The 20,114-nt window shown below is 73.0% G+C and carries 16 protein-coding genes and 2 tRNA genes; 9 read left to right on the top strand and 9 right to left on the bottom strand.

Annotation, left to right across the window (positions count from 1 at the left end; all coding sequences use genetic code 11):
• Positions 1-54 precede the first annotated feature (54 nt).
• The 4 genes from CXY01_RS14655 to CXY01_RS14640 all read left to right on the top strand — a co-directional run bounded on the left by CXY01_RS14655 (position 55) and on the right by CXY01_RS14640 (position 4,353).
• Positions 55-828: a VOC family protein gene (locus CXY01_RS14655; RefSeq protein WP_146928292.1), complete on the top strand. Its 774-nt coding sequence runs from the start codon at positions 55-57 to the stop codon at positions 826-828.
• Positions 829-875: 47 nt separating this feature from the next.
• On the top strand, positions 876-1,694 hold the full coding sequence (trmB, locus tag CXY01_RS14650) for a tRNA (guanine(46)-N(7))-methyltransferase TrmB (protein WP_146928289.1): 819 nt from the start codon (positions 876-878) through the stop codon (positions 1,692-1,694).
• Between the two features lie 64 nt (positions 1,695-1,758).
• Entirely contained in the window at positions 1,759-2,592 is an 834-nt protein-coding gene (locus CXY01_RS14645) for a LysR substrate-binding domain-containing protein (protein ID WP_146928287.1), read from the top strand.
• A 231-nt stretch (positions 2,593-2,823) separates the two neighbouring features.
• A complete protein-coding gene (locus tag CXY01_RS14640; RefSeq protein ID WP_146928285.1) occupies positions 2,824-4,353 on the top strand; it encodes an APC family permease in 1,530 nt (509 codons plus the stop codon).
• Positions 4,354-4,381: 28 nt separating this feature from the next.
• On the opposite strand, the gene CXY01_RS14635 is transcribed toward CXY01_RS14640, so the two are convergent.
• On the bottom strand, positions 4,382-4,771 hold the full coding sequence (locus CXY01_RS14635; protein WP_186813424.1) for a DUF5997 family protein: 390 nt from the start codon (positions 4,769-4,771) through the stop codon (positions 4,382-4,384).
• A 292-nt stretch (positions 4,772-5,063) separates the two neighbouring features.
• Positions 5,064-7,577 (bottom strand): glycogen/starch/alpha-glucan phosphorylase, encoded by a 2,514-nt coding sequence (locus CXY01_RS14630; protein WP_146928281.1) that lies wholly within the window; start codon positions 7,575-7,577, stop codon positions 5,064-5,066.
• 125 nt (positions 7,578-7,702) lie between these two features.
• On the opposite strand from CXY01_RS14630, the gene CXY01_RS14625 reads away from it, so the two are divergent.
• Positions 7,703-8,095: a phage holin family protein gene (locus CXY01_RS14625; RefSeq protein ID WP_146928279.1), complete on the top strand. Its 393-nt coding sequence runs from the start codon at positions 7,703-7,705 to the stop codon at positions 8,093-8,095.
• Positions 8,096-8,098: 3 nt separating this feature from the next.
• On the opposite strand, the gene lysX is transcribed toward CXY01_RS14625, so the two are convergent.
• The 3 genes from lysX to CXY01_RS14610 all read right to left on the bottom strand — a co-directional run bounded on the left by lysX (position 8,099) and on the right by CXY01_RS14610 (position 12,181).
• Entirely contained in the window at positions 8,099-11,458 is a 3,360-nt protein-coding gene (lysX, locus tag CXY01_RS14620) for a bifunctional lysylphosphatidylglycerol synthetase/lysine--tRNA ligase LysX (protein ID WP_146928277.1), read from the bottom strand.
• Between the two features lie 122 nt (positions 11,459-11,580).
• The gene (locus CXY01_RS14615) at positions 11,581-11,943 is read right to left on the bottom strand and encodes a hypothetical protein (protein WP_146928275.1); all 363 of its coding nucleotides are present in this window, start codon (positions 11,941-11,943) and stop codon (positions 11,581-11,583) included.
• A 165-nt stretch (positions 11,944-12,108) separates the two neighbouring features.
• A tRNA-Arg gene (locus tag CXY01_RS14610) sits at positions 12,109-12,181 on the bottom strand.
• A 99-nt stretch (positions 12,182-12,280) separates the two neighbouring features.
• Between CXY01_RS14610 and CXY01_RS14605 the strand changes: the two genes are divergently transcribed.
• The gene (locus CXY01_RS14605; RefSeq protein WP_186813414.1) at positions 12,281-13,513 is read left to right on the top strand and encodes a low temperature requirement protein A; all 1,233 of its coding nucleotides are present in this window, start codon (positions 12,281-12,283) and stop codon (positions 13,511-13,513) included.
• Between the two features lie 23 nt (positions 13,514-13,536).
• Here the strand turns inward: CXY01_RS14605 and CXY01_RS14600 are convergent.
• The 3 genes from CXY01_RS14600 to CXY01_RS14590 form a co-directional block, all read right to left on the bottom strand.
• Positions 13,537-13,625, bottom strand: a tRNA-Ser gene (locus CXY01_RS14600).
• A 60-nt stretch (positions 13,626-13,685) separates the two neighbouring features.
• The gene (locus CXY01_RS14595; protein ID WP_146928271.1) at positions 13,686-14,279 is read right to left on the bottom strand and encodes a YdeI/OmpD-associated family protein; all 594 of its coding nucleotides are present in this window, start codon (positions 14,277-14,279) and stop codon (positions 13,686-13,688) included.
• A 31-nt stretch (positions 14,280-14,310) separates the two neighbouring features.
• Positions 14,311-15,333 (bottom strand): hypothetical protein, encoded by a 1,023-nt coding sequence (locus CXY01_RS14590; RefSeq protein WP_146928268.1) that lies wholly within the window; start codon positions 15,331-15,333, stop codon positions 14,311-14,313.
• Positions 15,334-15,492: 159 nt separating this feature from the next.
• On the opposite strand from CXY01_RS14590, the gene CXY01_RS14585 reads away from it, so the two are divergent.
• Genes CXY01_RS14585 through CXY01_RS14575 form a run of 3 tightly spaced genes read left to right on the top strand, consistent with a single transcriptional unit; the run spans position 15,493 to position 18,571 of the window.
• A complete protein-coding gene (locus CXY01_RS14585) occupies positions 15,493-16,488 on the top strand; it encodes an acyl-CoA dehydrogenase family protein (protein WP_146928266.1) in 996 nt (331 codons plus the stop codon).
• Positions 16,485-17,843, top strand: a complete 1,359-nt coding sequence (locus CXY01_RS14580; protein WP_186813413.1) for a PIG-L family deacetylase — start codon at positions 16,485-16,487, stop codon at positions 17,841-17,843. Before CXY01_RS14585 ends, CXY01_RS14580 begins: the two co-directional genes overlap by 4 nt.
• Positions 17,840-18,571: a glycosyltransferase family 2 protein gene (locus CXY01_RS14575; protein ID WP_146928262.1), complete on the top strand. Its 732-nt coding sequence runs from the start codon at positions 17,840-17,842 to the stop codon at positions 18,569-18,571. Before CXY01_RS14580 ends, CXY01_RS14575 begins: the two co-directional genes overlap by 4 nt.
• Here CXY01_RS14575 and CXY01_RS14570 read toward each other — a convergent pair.
• Complete coding sequence (locus CXY01_RS14570) at positions 18,520-20,031, bottom strand: RNB domain-containing ribonuclease (protein ID WP_246125378.1); 1,512 nt, start codon at positions 20,029-20,031, stop codon at positions 18,520-18,522. The genes CXY01_RS14575 and CXY01_RS14570 overlap by 52 nt on opposite strands.
• Positions 20,032-20,114 lie beyond the last annotated feature (83 nt).

Raw genomic sequence — 20,114 nt, 5'->3', positions numbered from 1 at the left:
TATTCTGGCGCACTTCAGGTGCATCCGCCCTGGTCCGGGTGTTGGGTGGAGCCCATGACGACGCGACACGAGGCCTGGCCCCCCGGCACCCCGGCCTGGGCCGACATCACCGTGCCCGACCTGACGGTCGCCCGCGCCTTCTACGGACCGCTGCTCGGGTGGGACTTCGAGGTGGGTGGCCCCGAGCTCGGCTTCTACACGCAGGCCTTCGTCGACGGCCGCCGGGTCGTGGGCCTCGGGGAACCGATGAGCGACGAGCCGGCACCGCCGCCCGCCTGGTGCGTCTACCTCGCCACCGACGACCTCGCGGCCACCGCCGTGGCCGTCGCCGAGGCCGGCGGCAAGGAGGTCGTGCCGCCGATGCCGATCCTGGACTTCGGCAGCATGGCCCTCTTCGCGGACACCGCCGGAGCCGTCTTCGGCGTCTGGCAGGCCGCGTCGCACACCGGCTGGGACGTCACCGACGAGCCCGGCTCGATGGTCTGGTGCGAGGCCATGGTGCACGACCAGCCTGCGGCCGTCGCCTTCTACCGGCAGGTGTTCAGGTACGACGTCGAGGACCTGAGCGCCCCCGGCTTCACGTACTCGTCCCTGTCCCTGGACGGCCACCCCGCGGCAGGCATCGGCCGGTACGGCGCGCAGGTGGGCACCGACGCGCAGCCGGCCTGGACGATCTACTTCGCCGTGACGGACACCGACGCCTCGGCCGCCCGCGTCACCGAGCTGGGCGGCACGGTCGTCAGCCCGCCCACCGACAGCACCTTCGGGCGCATGGCGATCGTCGCCGGACCGTTCGGCGAGGTCTTCGCCCTCATCGGGCCGGCCTGACCGCTCCCGGCGCCGACGCCTCCTGCAGACGCCTAGGCTGGCGGATCGTGAGCCTCCCGTCCGACGCGTTCCGCCACGTGGCCGCGCGCCCGCACGAGCCGCTCCGCACGTTCCACCCGCGGCGCGCACCCCTGGGCCGCGAGCGCGAGGACGCCCTGCGGTCCCTCTGGCCGCGGCTCGGCTTCTCGGTGCACGACGCCGGCTCCCCCGTGCCGAGGACCGCGGAGGGCTCGCTGGACACCGTCGCGCTGTTCGGACGCTCCGCGCCGCTGGTCCTCGAGATCGGCTCCGGCATGGGTGAGACCACCGCCGCGATGGCCGCCGCCGACCCGGAGCGCGACTACCTGGCCGTGGAGGCCCACCTGCCGGGCGTGGCCAACCTGCTCGGGCTGCTGGACCGCGGCGGCCTCACCAACGTCCGCGTCGCCCACGGTGACGCACTCGAGCTGCTCCGCACCGCGATCCCCGCCGTCCCGCCGCGACCGGTCGCCACGACGACCGCACAGGGCCGCGACGCGGTCGTCGGCGCGATGGACCCCGGAGGTGGGCCGGGCCTCGACGCCGTGCACGTGTTCTTCCCCGACCCGTGGCCCAAGGCCCGCCACCACAAGCGCCGGCTCGTGCAGCCGTCCCACGTGGCGCTGCTGCGGTCGCGGCTGCGCGTCGGCGGCACCCTGCACTGCGCCACGGACTGGGTGGACTACGCCGACGCCATGCTCGAGGCGCTCACGGCGGACCCGTTCCTGGAGAACACCGCCGACGGGTTCCTCCCCCGGCCCGCGCACCGGCCCGTCACCAAGTTCGAGCAGCGCGGCCTCGACCTGGGCCACGAGGTCCGTGACCTGGTCTTCCGGCGGTTCCGATGACGACGATGCGCCACGCCCGGCGTTCGGTGGCTCCGACGGTCTCCCGCCGGACGCGGAGCACCCCGTGACCGCGCCCGCCGTGTTCCGGCTCGCGCTCGTGCCCGGCGTCAACCCCGACCGCTGGCTGCGCGTGTGGCAGCAGCGGCTGCCCGACGTGCCGGTGGAGCTCGTGCACACGTCCCCCGACGAGGCCGTCGCGCTCCTGCGCTCCGGTGCCGCGGAGGTCGCGCTCGTGCGGCTGCCGGCCGTCGGCGACGACCTGTCGACGATCTCCCTGTACACCGAGGCCGCCGTGGTCGTCGTGCCCAAGGACCACGTCGTGACCGTCGTGGAGGAGATCGACGCCGCCGACCTCGACGACGAGACCCTCGTCGTGCCCCTCGACGACCAGCTGCACTGGGCGGACCCCCCGGGCACCCCGTTCGCGGGCGACCCGGTGCCCACCACCGCCGACGCCGTCGACCTCGTCGCCGCCGGCATCGGCGTGCTGGTGCTGCCGCAGTCGCTCGGCCGCCTGCACCAGCGCCGCGGGCTGACCGCCCGGGTCGTGCGCGACGCCCCCGGGTCCGCCGTCGGCCTCGCCTGGATCACCGAGCGCTACGACGACCTCACCGAGGAGTTCATCGGCATCGTCCGCGGCCGCACCGCCACGAGCTCCCGCGGCCGCGGCGCCCCACCCGCCCCGGAGCCGACGACCACCGGACGAACCGCTCGCGGGTCGGGCTCGTCGGCGTCGGGCACGTCCGGGAGCACGTCGGGCAAGGGATCCGGCGCGTCCGGCAAGGGTAAGGGCGCGAGCGCGTCCGGCAAGGGCGGCAAGGGCGGCTCCGCACGGTCGTCGTCGACCCGCTCGTCGTCGAAGAAGCCCCACCCCCGCAAGCCCCGCCCGGGTCGCTGACCCCACCACCACCGCCGGCCCGCTGCCCACGGTCCCCGCCAAACCGCGACCAAGCCTTAGATGCCGCAGGGCCCGACCGACGCGCGAGCCCGGTCGAACCCGACATGGGTGACGTCATGGGCCTCGTCGCGGTCGCCATGTCGGGTTCGGCGTCGTGTCGGGGACGCGGCGGCGGCGCGGGAGTACTGTCCGGTTCCGGGGGCACCGCGACGACGCGAGCCGGGAGGTCCGATGAGCAGTGCCGTGACCGACGAGTCCCCTGCGCCCACCAAAGGGCTGAGCTCCGGGAGCCTCGGGCTCTGGGGCAACACCGTCATCGGCCTCGCGTCGACGGCCCCGGCCTACTCGCTGGCGGCCACGCTCGGCTACGTCGTCCTCGCGGTCGGTGAGAAGTCGCCGGCCATGTTCCTCATCGCGTTCGTCCCGATGCTGCTGACGGCCATTGCGTACCGCGAGCTCAACTCCGTCATGCCGGACTGCGGGACCACGTTCACGTGGGGCTCCAAGGCGCTCGGGCCCTGGGTCGGCTGGATGGGCGGCTGGGGCGTCGCCGTCTCCGGGATCATCGTGCTGGCCAACGTCGCGGAGGTCGCGGCCGTCTACTTCCTGCGCGCGTTCGGCCTCGACCAGGTCGCCGAGAGCCGCATCGCGGTCCTGCTCCTCGGGGTCGGCTTCATCGCGGCGATGACCTGGGTCAGCTACCGCGGGATCATCGTCAGCGAGCGGCTGCAGAACGTGCTCGTCGTGTTCCAGTTCATCGTGCTCGGCGGGCTGAGCATCCTGGCGCTCTGGAAGGTCTACGCGGGGACCGCCGGGCCGCAGGCCGTCCTGCCGGAGTGGTCGTGGTTCAGCCCGGTGGGACTGACCTCGTCGGCCATCGCGGCCGCCGTCATCCTCTGCCTGTTCATCTACTGGGGCTGGGACGCGTGCCTGGCGGTCAACGAGGAGACCAAGGACCTCGCACGCACCCCGGGGCGCGCCGCGGTGCTGGCCACCGTCATCCTGCTGGTCACCTACTGCCTGGTCGCCGTGGCGGTGCAGGCGTACGCGGGGTTCGGTACCACGGGGATCGGCCTGAACAACGAAGCCAACATCGACGACGTCGTCACCGTGCTGGGCGGACCGATGCTCGGCCCCGTGATGGCGTTCGTCCTCCTGCTCGTCATCGCGGTGTCCGCCACCGCATCGACCCAGACCACGATCCTGCCGACCGCCCGCGGCACCCTGGCGATGGCCGTCTACAAGGCGGTGCCCGGGCAGTTCGCGCGCGTGCACCCGGTGTTCAAGACGCCCTCGTTCTCCACCATCGTCATGGGCGTCACCGCGGGCGTGTTCTACATCGTGCTCAAGCTGCTCAGCGAGGACGCACTGTTCGACTCGATCGCGTCGCTGGGCCTCGCCGTGGCGTTCTACTACGCCGTGACCGCGTTCGCGTGCGTCGCGTACTTCTGGCGGTCGATCTTCCGCAGCACCCGCAACTTCTTCCTGCGCGGCCTGTTCCCGGTGCTCGGCGGCGCGGGGATGGTGTGGGCGTTCGGCATCTCTGCCCGGGACATGCTCGACCCCGAGTACGGGTACACCAGCTTCGGCGGCGTCGGCGGGGTGTTCGTCATCGGCGTCGGGATGCTCGCGCTCGGCGTGCCGCTCATGGTCGCGTGCGCCGCCCGGCTCTCGCTGCGCCCGTTCTTCCGCGGCGAGTCCCTCAACCGCGAGACACCGGTGCTGGTCCCCGACTTCGAACCGCCCCGCGGCGGTCTGTGACGCGTCCCGGCGGGGTGGTCGACGCCCGTCAGTCCTTCTTCGCGGCCGCCTTGCGGTCGGCCTCGGCCTTGCGGTCCGCCTCGCGGGACTCCTGCAGCCGCTCCTCGAGGCGCACCTGCGCCGCGATCTCGCGCTCGCGCACCAGCCAGGTCGGCGGCTCCGCCTGCAGCGCCTCGATCTCCTCGGTGGTCAGCGGGTCCGTGATCCCGCCGCGGGCCAGGCCGCTGATCGAGATGCGCAGCCGGCCGGCGATGACGCTGCGCGGGTGCGGCCCGTCGCGACGCAGGTCCACCAGCCACTGCGGAGGCGTGCGCTGCAGCTCCGTCAGCTCGTCACGCGTGATCATCCGGTTCTGGAAGTCCTCCGGAGTCGCCGGCAGGTACACGTCGAGCTTGGCGGCGGCCGTGGACGCCTTCATCTCCTGGGACTTCTTCGCGGGTGTCACGCGACAAGGGTAGGCCCCGCCACCACGCAGCAACGTCCGAGGAGTGAGCGTCACGACGCGGTCGTGAGGCACCCTCTCCTGGTGCCTCACCACCGCGCCTGTGCTTGTGGTCGCGCTGACCTTCCGCTCCGCTACGGGCGGGTGCGCTGGCGCGCCCCCACCTGTCGCGGGTACGGAAGGTCAGCGCCTGTTCCTGTGGTCGCGCTGACCTTCCGCTCCGCTACGGGCGGAGCGCTGCGCGCCCCACCCTCCGCTGCGCTCCAGGTCAGCGCTCCGGCGGCACTGGGTGGGTGTGCCAGATGCGGTCGATGTAGTCGCGCATGCTGCGGTCGGAGGAGAAGAAGCCCGAGCGGGCCACGTTGAGCACCGCGGAACGCGTCCACGCCTCGGTGTCCGCGTAGGCCTCGTCGACCCGCTCCTGCGCGTCGATGTAGGCCTGGTAGTCGGCCAGCACCAGGAACCGGTCCTCGGACAGCAGGTTGGACACGATCGGCTCGAACGTCGCCCGGTCGCCGCCGGAGAAGTGCCCGGACGCGATCAGGTCGAGCGCGTGCCGCAGCGAGCGGTTCTCCTCGTAGTAGGACGTCGGGTGGTACCCGCGCTCCACGATCTCGGCGACCTCGGGCTCCAGCAGACCGAACAGGAAGAAGTTGTCGTCGCCGACGAGCTCCCTGATCTCGACGTTCGCGCCGTCGTCGGTGCCGATGGTCAGGGCGCCGTTGAGCGCGAACTTCATGTTGCCCGTGCCGGACGCCTCCTTGCCGGCCAGGGAGATCTGCTCGGACAGGTCCGCCGCGGGGATGAGCTTCTCGGCCAGCGTGACGTTGTAGTTGGCGGGGAACGCCACGGTGAGCCGGCCCTGCAGCGCGGGATCGCTGTTGATGGTCCGCCCGACGGCGTTGATCAGCCCGATCGTCTGCTTGGCCATCCGGTAGCCGGGAGCCGCCTTGGCGCCGAACGCGAAGGTGCGCGGCGTGATGTCCTCGATCTTCACGGCCCCGGACCTCACCTGGTCGTAGAGCGTGACGACGTGCAGGAGCTTCAACGTCTGGCGCTTGTACTCGTGCAGGCGCTTGACCATGACGTCGAGCATCGTCTCCGGGTCGAACGTGATGCCGTCCCGCTCCGCCAGCACGTCGACCAGCCGGAGCTTGTTCGCGCGCTTGACGTCCCGGAACGCCTGCCGGAAGTCGGCGTCGTCGGCCAGCGGCTCGAGCTCCTGGAGCTTGTCCAGGTCGGTGACCCAGCCGTCGCCGATCGCCGAGGTGATCAGCTCCGACAGCTCCGGGTTGGCCAGCCGCAGGAAGCGGCGCGGGGTGACCCCGTTGGTGACGTTGGTGAACTTGTCCGGGTAGTGGTCGGAGAAGTCGTGCAGGACCTTGTCCTTGAGCAGCTGCGAGTGCAGCGCGGCCACGCCGTTGACCTTGGCGCCCGCGACCGTGGCCAGGTAGGCCATGCGGACGGCGCGCTCGGGGTACTCGGCGATGATCGACATGCGGCGCACGCGCAGCTCGTCGTCCGGGTAGGCCTCGCGCAGCTCGGCCATGAAGTCCTCGTTGATCTTGTAGATGATCTCGAGGTGGCGAGGCAGCAGCTTGCCCAGGAGCTCCACCGACCAGACCTCGAGGGCCTCGGGCAGCAGCGTGTGGCAGGTGTACGCGAAGCACTTCTGCGTGATGGCCCAGGCGTCGTCCCATTCCCAGCCGCGCTCGTCGACGAGGATCCGCATGAGCTCGGGGATCGCGATGACGGGGTGGGTGTCGTTGAGCTGGAAGACGATGCGGTCGGGCAGGTTCTTCAGGTCGAAGTCCTGCGGCAGCACCTGGTCCAGGAAGTCGCGCAGCGAGCACGCGACGAAGAAGTACTGCTGCTGGAGCCGCAGCTCCTTGCCCTGCGGCGTGGAGTCCTCCGGGTAGAGGACCTTGGAGATGTTCTCGGCGAACGTCTGCGCGCGGACGGCCTGCGCGTAGTCGCCGGCGTTGAAGATCTCCAGGTCGAACGCGCGCGTCGCACGGGCGCTCCACAGGCGCAGGGTGTTGACGCGCCCGTTCTCGAAGCCCGGGACCATGTAGTTGTACGGGACACCGAGGACGCTCCAGCCCGGCACCCAGCGCGACCGCGTGACGCCGTCGTCGTCGTAGTGCTCGGTGTGCCCGCCGAAGTCGACGGTCACGGCGGACTCGGGGTGCGGGAACTCCCACGGGGAACCGAGGGCCAGCCAGTTGTCGGGCTTCTCCACCTGCCAGCCGTCGACGAACGTCTGCCGGAAGATCCCGTACTCGTAGCGGATGCCGTAGCCGATGCAGGGCACGTTCATCGTCGCGAGCGAGTCGATGAAGCACGCCGCGAGGCGCCCGAGGCCACCGTTGCCGAGGCCGGGCTCGACCTCGGCCTCGCGCAGCTCGGCCAGGTCGATGCCGAGGGACGCCAGCCCCTCCTCGACGACCTCGTCCAGGTCCGCGGCGAGCAGGGCGTTGTCCAGCTGCCGGCCCAGGAGGAACTCCGCCGACAGGTACGCGACCGACTTCGCCTGGATCTGGTACTGCCGGCGCAGCGTGGCCAGCCACCGGACCATGAGGTAGTGGCGGACCGTGCGCGCCATGGCGAGGTACTTGTCGTTCACCGAGGCGCGGGTCAGATCGGTGCCCTGCCCGAAGTTCAGCTCCCGCAGGAACTCGCGGACGAAACCGTCCACGGTGTGCTCGGGGGTGGCGATGGGGGTGGGTGTCGAGTTCTCCGTCACCCGCGCCACGTTAGCCGCCCGGTGTGAACTGGTCATGACGGGGCGATCACGCATCACGAACGTCCTGGTCAGACCCTGGCGGTCCCGCGCGCCGGATCTCTAGGGTGAGGCGCAGGGCCCGGCACCCGCTCCCGCCCGCCACGAGAAGGAGCACCGATCCGATGGTCGTCTTCCTCATCCGCGCGTTCATCTTCCTGGCCTCCGCGGCGCTCGGGCTGTGGATCGCGTCGTTGCTCGTCGACGGGTTCACCGTGACGGCCTCGGGCTTCCTGGTCGTCGTCGTGGTGTTCGCGGTGCTGCAGAGCATCCTCACGCCGTGGTTCCTGGTGATGTCCCGCAAGTACGCCAACGCGCTCACCGGCGCGGTCGGCCTCGTCTCGACGGTGGCCGCCCTGTTCGTCGCGACGCTGATCGGGGACGGCCTGACCATCGACGGCGCGACCGCGTGGGTGCTCGGCTCGTTCACGGTCTGGATCGTCACCATGATCGGGACGCTCGTGCTGCCCCTGATCCTCCTGCGCAACCGCGTCGAGAAGAAGCGGGCCGCCGCCTGACGCTCAGCGGGTGGGGCGGGTCAGGGGGAACAGGATCGTGTCGCGGATGCTCAGCCCGGTCAGGTTCATGACGAGCCGGTCCACGCCCAGGCCCATGCCACCGGTCGGCGGCATGGCGTACTCCAGGGCGGTGAGGAAGTCCTCGTCGACCTGCATGGCCTCCGGGTCGCCGGCCGCGGCCAGCAGCGACTGGGCGACGAGGCGGCGGCGCTGCTCGAGCGGGTCCACCAGCTCGGAGTAGGCGGTGCCCTGCTCGGCCGCGAAGATCACCAGGTCCCACTTCTCGGCCAGCCGCGGGTCCACCCGGTGCTCGCGGGTCAGCGGCGAGTTCTCCTTGGGGAAGTCGGTGTAGAAGACGGGCGTCGTCGTCGTGCTCTCGCATAGCTCGCCGTAGATCTCCTCGAGGACCACGCCCCAGGTGGCGTCCGGGTCCAGGTCGAGCCCGATCGCGTCGGCGTGCCGGTGCAGCGTGGCCAGCGGCGTGTCCGCGGTGACCTGGTCGCCGAGCTTCTCCGAGACGGCCTGGCAGATCGTCTTGACGGGCCAGGTCCCGGACAGGTCGTACTCGGTGATCCTGCCGTCGGCGTCGGCCCGGCGCGCGACCGGTGCCCCGTGCACGGCCACGGCGGCCTCCTGGATCATCTCCTGGGTGAGCACGCGCATCGTGTCGTAGTCGCCGTAGGTCTCGTAGACCTCGAGCGACGTGAACTCCGGGTTGTGCTTGAAGTCGACGCCCTCGTTGCGGAACTGCCGCCCCACCTCGAAGACCTTCTCCATGCCGCCCACGACGAGCCGCTTGAGGTGCAGCTCCGTGGCGATCCGCAGGTAGAGGTCCAGGTCGTAGGCGTTGATGTGCGTCTCGAACGGCCGGGCGTTGGCGCCGCCGTGGATGGTCTGCAGCACCGGGGTCTCCACCTCGGTGAACCCGCGCGCGTGCAGGGAGTCGCGGATGCTGCGCACGACGGTGGCCCGCGTGTAGGCGATGTCCCGGGCGGCCGGCCGGACGATCAGGTCGACGTACCGGGCGCGGATGCGGGCCTCGGGGTCGGTCAGGCCCTTGTGCTTGTCGGGCAGCGGTCGCAGGGACTTGCTGGTGATCGCCAGCGACTCCGCACGCACGGACAGCTCCCCGCGGCGCGTGGTGACGACCTCGCCGGTGACACCTATGTGGTCGCCCAGGTCGACGTCGTGGCGCCACAGCTCGAGGTCGTCGGCGCTCACGACGTCCGCGCCCACCATCACCTGCAGGTCGCCGCTGCCGTCGCGCAGCGTGCCGAAGCCGAGCCTTCCGCCGTCACGCTTGCGGATGAGCCGGCCCGTCACGCTGACCTGCCGCCCGGTGGCCGTGTCCGGCGGAAGGTCGCCCGCCTCGTCGCGGACGGCCGCGAGCGTGTGGGTGCGCGGGTACGTGACCGGGTACGGGTCGATGCCCCGGGCCCGCAGCCGGTCCGCCTTGGCGCGACGGACGCGCTGCTGCTCCGGCAGCTTGTGCGCCGACATCGCCTCCTCCACCGCGTCCGCCGCGACGGGGATCTGCGCCACGACCTGCGCCGCGTAGTCCTCGCCCGCGCGGTCCAGGGCGTCCTCGGCGTGCCCGCGACGGTTCAGCAGCTTCAGCGACGGTCGCGTGAGGAACCCCTCGGCGTTGCCCGCGGCCGTCCCGACGCGAGGCAGGTCCGAGGTGTACTCGAAGCAGATGAACCGCGGCTGCCACTCCGGCTGGTACTTGGCGTTCGAGCGGTACAGGGACTCCAGCTGCCAGTTCCGGCTGGCCAGCACCAGCGACTGCCGCCACAGCCGCGCGATCGGGCCCGCACCGACCTCGGCACCGCGCTCGAACGCCTCCCGGAACATCGCGAAGTTCAGCGACACCCGACCCGCGCCGAACTGCGCCGCACGCTCCGCGAGCGAGGAGACCATGAGCTCGACCAGGCCGTTGTCGGCCGTCGGGTCACGACGCATCAGGTCCAGCGACACCCCCGTGCGGCCCCACGGCACGAAGCTGAGGAACCCGCGCAGGTGCCCGTCGCCGTCGAACGCCTCCACCAGCACGCACTCGCCGTCCAGCCGGTCACCCAGCCGACCGAGGGCCATCGAGAACCCGCGCTCGTCGCCACCGTCGCCGCGCCACTGCGCCGCCGCCGCGTCGAGCGCAGCGAACTGCGCCGCGTCGAGCGCCTGGTGCTTGGTCACGCGCGTGGTGTAGCCCTTGCGCTGCAGCCGGGTCACCGACTGCCGCACCGCCTTCATGCCCGGACCGGTCAGCGAGAACGACCGCATGTCCAGGATCGCCTCGTCGCCGATCTCCCACGCCGTCAGCCCCGCGTCCGTGTAGGCCACCGCGCCCGCCGTGCCCGCACCCATGACCGCCAGCGACCAGCCGTTCGCCCGCGCCTGCCGACGCCACTGCTCGATCGCCGCCGGCCAGTGCAGCGGGTCCCCCACCGGGTTGCCGCTGGCCAGGCTGACCGAGCCGACCACCCGGTAGGACACCCCGGCCCGCGCGGTCGCCGCGTCCCCCGACTCCCACACCACCGCCTTGTCCCGACGGGTCGCGAAGTAGCCCAGCGAGTCCTCGGACCCGAACTGCCGCAGCAACGTGCGGATGCGCGCCTCGTCGGCCGCGTCGAGCGTCCGCGTGTACGACGGCGACCGGAACAGCAGGACGGTGGCGCCCACGACGGTCGCGGCGCCCAGCAGGTTGAGGATGCCGCGCACCCACCACGGGGCCGTCGCGTCACTCGACGTGTCGATCCCGCCCAGGTCGCCGATCATGGCGTCCCACACGAAGAACGCCGCCGACCCGCTGTCGGGCGCGTTCCCGAACCGGGTCACCAGCCACGCCCCGACGAACAGCATGACCGCCCCGCCGGCGAGGAAGAACGCCAGAGCCCGCCAGAAGCTGCCGCGGACTGTCCGCGCGCTGAACTGCGGCCGCGCCCGGAACGCGACCACGAGCCCCGCCGTGACCAGGACCAGCCCCGCCACGTTCAGCAGCGACCCGCCGTCGGCCAGCTCACTGATCCGCCCCACCTGCGGCAGGAGCAGCCACCAGATCACCAGCACCCACCACGCCGCACGCAGCCGCCGGTGCAGCGCGACCGCGACGCAGGCCAGCAGCGCCGCGTAGACGATGTTGGGGATGATCGGGATGGTCAGCGTCGAGACGACGTCGTCGGACCGCATGAAGTACTGCCGCAGCGGCGGGATCGCCGCCGTGACCAGGACCAGCGCGCTCGCGACGAACATGACCGCGGCGAACCGGTCAGGCCACCGGTCGTCCAGCCGCGCAGGTTGTCCCGTGGGCGGTCGCCGGTCCTCCGCGCTCGACGCCTCCTCGGTCTCCGTCACGACGCCGGTCATGTGCCCCCCGTTTCCGAGGGCGGCCGGGCCGCGCGCTCGTCGTCCCACCGTGCCGGGCGCCCCCCGTTGTCGCCGAGGACGTTTCTGGAACATAACGGGCGGACCTGCGCCGACGCGAGGCCTCAGCCGTTGAAGTGGATGTTGAAGCCGCCCTCCCCCTTCGCGGCAGCGTCCGAGATCGTCCCGGGCGGTGTGTGCTGCACGTCCCCGCACCGGCGGCAGCGCCAGGTGGCGTCGTCGGAGGCGAGCCGGACGAAGCGGTGGTCGACGGGAAGCTCGCACCACCACCACGCGCCGCGTGGCGGATGGTCAGGAGCGCGGTCGCGGAGCACCCCCACCAGACCGCTCAGCTCGACCACGGCCAGGACGCCGAGCCCGATGGCGACGACGCCGCCGCCGAGCGAGAAGGGGGTGACGAGCAGGACCGCGCACACGACCGCGAGGACCAGCACCACCGAGCGGAAGATCAGCCGACGTCGTCGCACGGCACGCCTCCACGGGTCGCGACCGGGCGGCCACCAGACCCGTGGGACCGATGCTCCTCCGTCGCGACCAGCCTGAGAAGGGCTGAGCGACCGGGCGTTCTCCAGGCGAAGAGAAAGGCGCACCGCGGCTTCCGCAGTGCGCCTCACCTTCACAGCCGTGCTCGGTGCGCCCGAAGGGACTCGAACCCCCAACCTTCTGATCCGTAGTCAGATGCTCTATCCATTGAGCTACGGGCGCATGGCCCCGCAGGGCCGGAGACGACGATACAGGCCAGGAGGCCGGTCGCCCAAACCGGATGCACGTGAGACGCCACACGCTCGTGGCAGGATCGCGGCCATGTCGTCGACCACGCAGCGCATCGGCACGGGTGGCGGTCGGTGGGGCATGCGGGCGGACGTGCTGCGGCACGGGGACGGGCACGACGGCAGCCGGGTCGGTTACATCGAGCTGTTCTTCGACCTGGTGTTCGTGTTCGCGGTCACGCAGCTGTCGCACAGCCTCATCGCGCACCCCGACCTGACCACGCTCCTGCACACGCTGATCCTGGGCTGGGCGGTGTGGTGGCTGTGGATCGACACCACGTGGGTGACCAACTGGCTGGACCCGGAGAAGGTGCCGGTCCGCACGATGCTGCTGGTCCTCATGCTGCTGGGCCTGCTGATGTCGAGCGCGATCCCGGAGGCGTTCGAGGGCAAGGCGCTGCTGTTCGCGGTGCCGTTCGTGCTCATCCAGGTGGGGCGGACGCTCTTCACGGTGTGGGCGATGGGCCGGCACTGGCCGGAGAACGCCGAGAACTTCGTGCGGATCACGGTGTGGCTCGGCGTCTCGGGGGCGTTCTGGATCGCCGGGGCCATGACGCACGACGAGCGGACGCGTCTGGTCCTGTGGGTCGTGGCGGCGCTGATCGACGTCGTCGGCCCCCGCGCGCTGTTCTGGGTCCCGGGGATGGGGCCGACCAACCCGCACACCTGGTCCGTGCGCGGCTCGCACATGGCCGAGCGGGTGTCGCTGTTCCTCATCATCAGCCTGGGCGAGTCGATCATCGTGACGGGCACGGCGTTCGCGGAGCTCGAGCTGGACGCCACGACGCTGCTGGCGTTCCTCGCGGCCTTCGCCAGCACGGTGCTGATGTGGCTGCTGTTCTTCGACCGGTCCGAGCAGTCCGCCACCGCCTACTTCTCGTCGCAGACCAACCCGGGGATGGTCGCGCAGACCGCCTACACCTACGTCCCGTTCCTGCTCATCGCGGGCATCGTGCTCACCGCGGTGGCCGACGAGCTGGTCCTCCTGCACCCCCTCGGGCACACCAGCACGTGGACCGCGGCGCTCGTCTGCGGAGCCGCCGCGGTGTACCTGCTGGGCAACGCGTTCTTCCGGCGGGCGACCGGCGGCCGGTGGTCGGTGGCGCACCTCGTCGGCGTCGTCGTGGTGCTGGCGGTGTTCCTGCTGCGTGACGCACTCACACCGCTCGCGCTGAACTGGGTGACGAACGGGGTGCTGCTGGCGGTGATCGTCGGAGACGTCGTGCTGGCCCGCCGGGGCCGGGTGCAGCAACAGCCCGAACCCTGACGGGTTCGGGCTGCTGTGAAGTGCGGAGACGGTGGGATTTGAACCCACGGAAGGCTTACGCCTTCACGACCTTAGCAGGGTCGCGCACTAGACCGGGCTATGCGACGTCTCCAGGACCAGCACAGGGTACCCGTGCGGGTGGCCCACCACCAAAGCGTCCTCTGACCTGCTGCTACGCCTTGGGCACCCACTGGTTGGCCCGGACGTTCTGCGCAGCCAGCCGCGCCGACTCCTCCAGCCGGGCGGCGCGCGTGGCATCACGCTTGGCGTGCACGATCCAGTCGAGGATCGCGCGCCGGGCCGACGGCGGGAACGCGTCGAAGTTCTCCCACGACCCGGGGTGCCGCTCGAACGCCGCCGCCAGGTCGTCGGGGATGACGAGGTTCTCGACGTCGTCGAGCAGCGTCCAGGAGCCGTCGGCCTTGGCCGCGTCGATCATCGCGCGGCCGGCCGGCGTCATGCGCCCCTCGGCCTCGAGCCGGACGACTCGCTCCTTGTTCGTCCCCGCCCAGCCGCTGCCCGGCTTGCGACGGGTGAACCACAGCATCGACCGCTCGTCGTCGAGCTTGCGGCCCGACGAGTCGATCCAGCCGACGCACAGCGCCTCCTCGACGGACCGGACGTAGCCCACGGACGGTCGGCCGGTCGTCGACTTCCACGACACCAGCCACGCGCCGTTCTCGGTCGCGTGGTGGGCCAGCAGCCAGTCGCGCCACTCCTCGGCCGTCTCCGCGTGCACCCGCGGGGCGTCGTCCCTGCCTGCCATCCGCCCATCCTCTCCGAGACCACCGACACGATCAGTCGTCCGACGGAGCCGTCGCCTCCCGGGCGGCTTCGGCGGCCTCGCGCGCCCGTTCCGCGCGGCTCAGCTCGCGCTCCGCGGTCGCCAGCTCGCGCTCGTCGGCACGCAGGGTCTGCTGCGCGGTGCCGACCTCCTTGTCCGCGACGGTGGCGGCCTTGCCCGCGGCGGCGAGCCGGCGGCGCACCTCCGCGAGCTCGCGCACCAGGTCGTCCTCCGCCTCGTGAGCGCGGGTGGCGGCCTCCTCGGTGCGGGTGACCTCGGCCGCACTCTCGTCCCGTGCGGCGACCGCTGCGTCGTGCCGTCGCCTCGCGTCCGCAGCCGCGCGCTCGGCCTGCTCCCAGGCGGCCTGGGCCTCGTCGCGCGCCCGCTGCTCGCGCTCCTCGCGGCGCCGCCGCCGGTCGCGCTCGGCGGCGGACTCACCGGTCGGTTCCGCCCGCTCCGAGTCGCCGACCAACCGGAGCTTCCCACGCGCGGGCGTCGGCTTGACGGGCTTCGGCTTCGGCTCCGCCCGGGGTGCCGGAGTCGGGCTCTCGGGCAGCTCGGCGCTGCCGAAGCCCGCGTACTCGCGCGCGGCGGTCAGCCGGCCGGACACGACCTCGCGGGCGACAGCCGGGTCCGCGAGCGCGGCGGTCAGCGTGGCGTCGAGCTCCTGCACGACGGCGTCGCCGATCTTCTGCCCGCTCGGCTGCGCGAGCTTGCGGGCGCGGGCGACCAGCGAGCGGACCAGCTGGCGGCGCTGCTTCGACAGCTCGCGCAGCGCAGGTCCGTCGAGGGACTTCTCGGCGTCGCGCAGACCCTCACCGAGCGCGATGATCTGGCCGGCCAGGTCGGTGTCGTCGCGTACCAGGAGGTTGACCAGCCAGGCGGACACGGTCGGCTTGCGCAGCTCGCCGATGGCGTCGGCCAGCTCGCGGTCCTTGTCGGCGCGGGCCGCCTTGACCGCTGCGGAGCGCCGCGCGACGAACTCGGCGGGCGGCCCGGAGTAGAGGTCGTCGACGATCTCGTCGAGCTCGCTCATCGGATCCGTCCGGCGCTCGGGTGCACGCTCCGACCTTGCCACGCCGAGATCGGTCTGCGCACCGGTGTCGTCCCAGGTCGCGCGCGCGGCGGGTCCCGGTGATGATTCGGGACGACGGATCCAGCAGCGGTCCGAGGTCCGACCCCCGGAAAGGCGACGATGGTCGACGATGGCGTGCGCCTGCTGCCGTCCGGAGCGGGCGCTCCTCCCGTCGACGCGCCCCGGACGGTCGACGACGCGCTGAGCACCGCCTGGCCCGACCACCTGCTCCCGGGTGAGGGCAGGACCCGTGAGCTGTGGGAGCTGCTGGCCACCATCGGAGCGAGCGATCTCGCCGTCGCGCGCGCGGTCGAGCCGCACCTCGACGCGCGGGCGATCCTCGCGCAGGCGGGCACGCCGAACCGCGACGGCCGCACGTGGGGCGTGTTCGCCGCCGAGGGTCCGGGGGTGCGGCTGGAGGCGGTCGGCGACGACGGCGGCTGGCGGCTGACCGGCACCAAGCCGTGGTGCTCGCTGGCGGGCGTGCTGGACGCGGCCCTGGTCACGGCGCACGTGCCGGGGGGCGGGCGCGCCCTGTTCGCGGTCGACCTGCACGACCCGGGCGTCCGGCCGGTCGAGCAGGGGTGGGCGTCGCGCGGGCTGACCGAGATCCCCAGCACGGCGGTGACCTTCGACGACGTCGTCGCGACGCCCGTCGGCCCGCCCGGCTGGTACCTCGAGCGGCCCGGCTTCTGGTGGGGTGGCATCGGGGTGGCCGCCTGCTGGTTCGGCGGTGCCGTCGGGCTCGGCCGGCGGGTGCACGCGCAGGCGGCCCAGCGGGACGACCCGCTGCTGGCGATGCACCTCGGCGCCGTCGACCACCGGCTCCAGGACGCCCGGCGCGCGCTCGCCGAGGCCGCGTCCCTCGTCGACTCCCACGAGCTCGACGCCGCACAGGGCCGCCTCCTGGCCAAGCGCGTGCGGGCGACGGTCGCCGGCGTCTGCGAGGACGTGCTCGCGCGCGCCGCGCACGCCCTAGGTCCCGCTCCCCTGGCCCTCGAGCCCGAGCACGCCAAGCGGGTCGCCGACCTGCAGGTCTACGTGCGCCAGCAGCACGCCGAGCGCGACGACGTGTCGCTGGGGCAGGCGCTCGCGTCGGCGGCGACGCCGTGGTGACGTTCGACGGGCGAGCGCCCGGTACCCCTGCCTCCGTCTGGTCCGACGACCCCCGGTTCCGGGACCTGCCGGCGCTCGCCCTGCGCCGGACCGGTCGGACGGTCGTCGTCGCCGCGCACCCGGACGACGAGACGCTGGGCGCCGGCGGCATCCTGGCCGAGCTGGCCGACGCCGGCTGCCCGGCCGAGGTCGTGATCGTCTCGGACGGGAGCGCCTCGCACCCGGGCTCCCCGACGCTCGACGCGGACGCGATGGCGGGACGGCGGTGGACCGAGGTGGTCGACGCCGTGCACCTGCTGTCCCCGGACTCGCCGATCACGATGCTGGGGCACACCGACGGAGGGCTGCGCGAGGTCCGCGACGCGGTCGAGGACGACCTGCGGGCGCTGCTGACCGACGGGCCGCCCGTCGACCAGCTCGTGACGACGTGGCGCGGCGACGGGCACCGGGACCACCGGGTCGTCGGCGAGGTCTGCGCGACCCTGGCCGACGAGCTCGGCTGCACGCTGCTGGAGTACCCCGTGTGGCTGTGGCACTGGGGCACCCCGGACGACGACCGCGTGCCGTGGGACCGGCTGCGCGTCGTCGAGCTGTCGGACCGGTCGGTGGTCCGCAAGCACCGGGCCGTCGCCGCGCACGCGACCCAGGTGGCGCCGCTGTCGCCGGACCCGCACGACGCCGCGACGCTGCACCCGGCGTTCCTGCGGTCGTTCGACCGCGACGTCGAGGTCGTCGTCGCGCAGGACCCCGCCCGGCCGACCCTGAGGGGCGAGTTCTTCGACGCCACCTACGGCCGGCACGACGACCCCTGGGGGTACACCGACCGCTGGTACGAGGAGCGCAAGCGGGCGCTGACGCTCGCGGCACTGCCGGACCCGCGCTACGGGCACGTCCTCGAGATCGGCTGCGGGATCGGGGTGCTGACCGCCGAGCTGGCACAGCGGGCGGACCGCCTGCTCGCCGTCGACGTCTCCGTCGCCGCGGTCGAGCGCGCCCGCACGCGCGTCTCCGCGCTGCCGCAGGTGCGCGTCGAGGTGGCCGACGTGGCCGACGCCGTGCCGGTGGGCTCCTTCGACCTCGTCGTCCTGTCCGAGGTCGGCTACTACCTCGACCGCGCCACGCTGAGCCGCGTGCTGGGCGACCTGCGCGCGCGCCTCGCACCGGGTGGGACCCTCCTGGCCTGCCACTGGCGCCACCCCGTCGAGGCGTACCCGCTGTCCGGCGACGACGTGCACCGCGTGCTGCGCCGGACCACCGACCTCACGCTGCTGGCCGAGCACCGCGAGAAGGACCTCCTCCTCGAGGTCTACGGGGACGACGCGCGGTCGGTGGCGCAGCGGACGGGCCTCGCGTGAGGGCCGTGCCGCGGGTCGAGCACGTGGTGGTCGTCGTCCCCGCCCGCGACGAGGAGGTCCTGGTCGGCCGGTGCCTCGGCGCCCTGCAGGCGGCCCGGCAGGCGGCGCGCGCGGTGCTGCCGGACCTCACCGTGGACCTGGTCCTGGTGCTCGACCGGTGCACCGACGGCACCCGGGCCGTCGCGCTCGGTCACCTGGACGTCCGGCTCGTCGACCTGGACGAGGGCCGGGTCGGTGCCGCCCGCGCCGCGGGGGTGCGCGACGCGCTGGCGCGCTCGACCACCGACCTCGGCGCGACGTGGCTGGCCGGGACCGACGCCGACTCCGCGGTGCCTGCAGGATGGATCCTGGAGCAGGTGCGGCTGGCCGACGCGGGCGCCGACGTGGTGGTCGGCACGGTCCGTCCCGACCCCGCCGACCTCACCCCGACGCAGCTCGCCGCCTGGCGGGCGACCCGCGTGCCCGGCCGCCCGAACGGGCACGTGCACGGCGCCAACCTCGGGGTCCGCGCCGACGCGTACGTGCGGGCCGGCGGCTTCCCCGACCAGCCCGCGCACGAGGACGTCGACCTGGTGGCCGCGCTCGTCGCTTCGGGCGCCCGCGTCGTCGCGACCGATGCCTGCGACGTCGTCACGTCCGGGCGCCTCGTCGGCCGGGCGCCCGCCGGGTACGCGGGCTACCTGCGGTCGAGGTTCGCCGAGCCGGAGGCCGAGGCCGAGTCGGCCTGAGCAGCCAGCTCGAACAGCACCTTGCGCTGCGGGACCGACACCTCCGTCAGCCGCACCCGCACGTCCTCGCCCAGCGGCAGGGACGCACCCTCGATCCGGCCACGGACCGCGGGGTCGCGCAGCTGGACCACGCCGGTGTCGCGGTCGGGGCGGACGTCGACGATCGCGGCGTCGAAGACCTCCCCCTCGCGCCCCGTGAGCAGCGCCGCCTCGACCAGGTCCAGGCAGCCGCGCTCGAACTCCGCGGCGTGCTTGTCACCTGCGGCCATGAGCCCCGGCAGCTCCGGCAGTGCGTCGCGGACCCAGTCCGGCACCGGGCGGCCCGCGCACAGCGCCAGGCACGTCTCCCCGACGAACCGGTCCACCAGACGGCGCAGCGGCGCGGTGGTGTGCGCGTAGGGCGCGGCGATCGCAGCGTGCATGGTGAACGACGGCAGCTCGCCGTCGAACGCCACGTACGCCGCCCCGCGCAGCAGGGACGTCGCGTCGGTGAGCAGGGCCGCGTGCGCCGGGTTCCCCGCGTCGAGGTCGCGGATGACGTCGCCGGGGGTTGCGCCCTCCGGCCACGGCACGCCCAGCGCGTGCGCGGACAGCCGGAGCCGCTCGACGTCGCGGGGGTCGGCGTCCGGCAGGGTGCGCACGATGCCGATGCGGCCGTCGAGCATGAGCCGGGCGGCGCACATGCCCGTCAGCAGGGAGATCTGCGCGTTCCACTCCTCGACCGGCAGGGTCGCGCGGCTGCCCAGCGTCCACACGCCGTCCGCACCCTGCTCGACCACCTGCTCCGGCGTCGGCAGGGTGATGCCTCCGCGCGCACGCTCGGCGGCCTCGCGCAGGATGCCGACCTCGCGGAGCAGCTGCAGCGTCTCGTCGGCGGACCCGTCGTCGAGCGCCGCCTGGGCACCCGTGTAGGTGAGCTGCGCGCGGCTGCGTACCGAGGCGCGACGCACGTCGACCTCCACCGGGGCACCCTGGGGATCGAGGTCGATCGTCCACAGCAGCGCGGGCGTCACCTGGTCCGGCAGCAGGCTGGCGACCCCCTCGGACAGCAGCGGCGGGTGCAGCGGCGTCCGGCCGTCCGGCGCGTACAGGGTCTCGACCCGCTCGCGCGCCTCGTCGTCGATCGCGCCGCCCGGGGACACCCACGCCGCGACGTCGGCGATCGCGTAGCGCACGCGGAACCCGTCGCCGTGACGCTCGATGTGGACCGCCTGGTCCAGGTCCTTCGAGCCCTCCGGGTCGATGGTCACGAACGCGATGTCGGTCGCGTCCGCCCGCTCACCCCCGGGCGCGCCGGCCGCCGCCGCCTCCGCCTCGTCGACCACGTGCGGCGGGAACTCCGCGGGCACGCCGAGCTCGACGCGCAGGTCGTCGAGGCCGCGCCGCACGAGCACGTCGACCGCCTCACCCTGCGCCTCCTGCGGCGGGCGGGCGTGCAGCTGGACATGGCGTCGGGGCACGCCGTGAGCCTAGGTGCGGCCCGGCCGGGCTGCCTGCCAGGCGCGCACCGGCGGGGGGCGGAGGGCGTGGGATTCGAACCCAC

It is taken from the genome of Cellulomonas xylanilytica (assembly GCF_007989805.1).
Lineage (GTDB): Bacteria > Actinomycetota > Actinomycetes > Actinomycetales > Cellulomonadaceae > Cellulomonas > Cellulomonas xylanilytica.
Note: the sequence above shows the minus strand (reverse complement) of the source record. Positions and strands in the feature narration are given on the sequence as shown.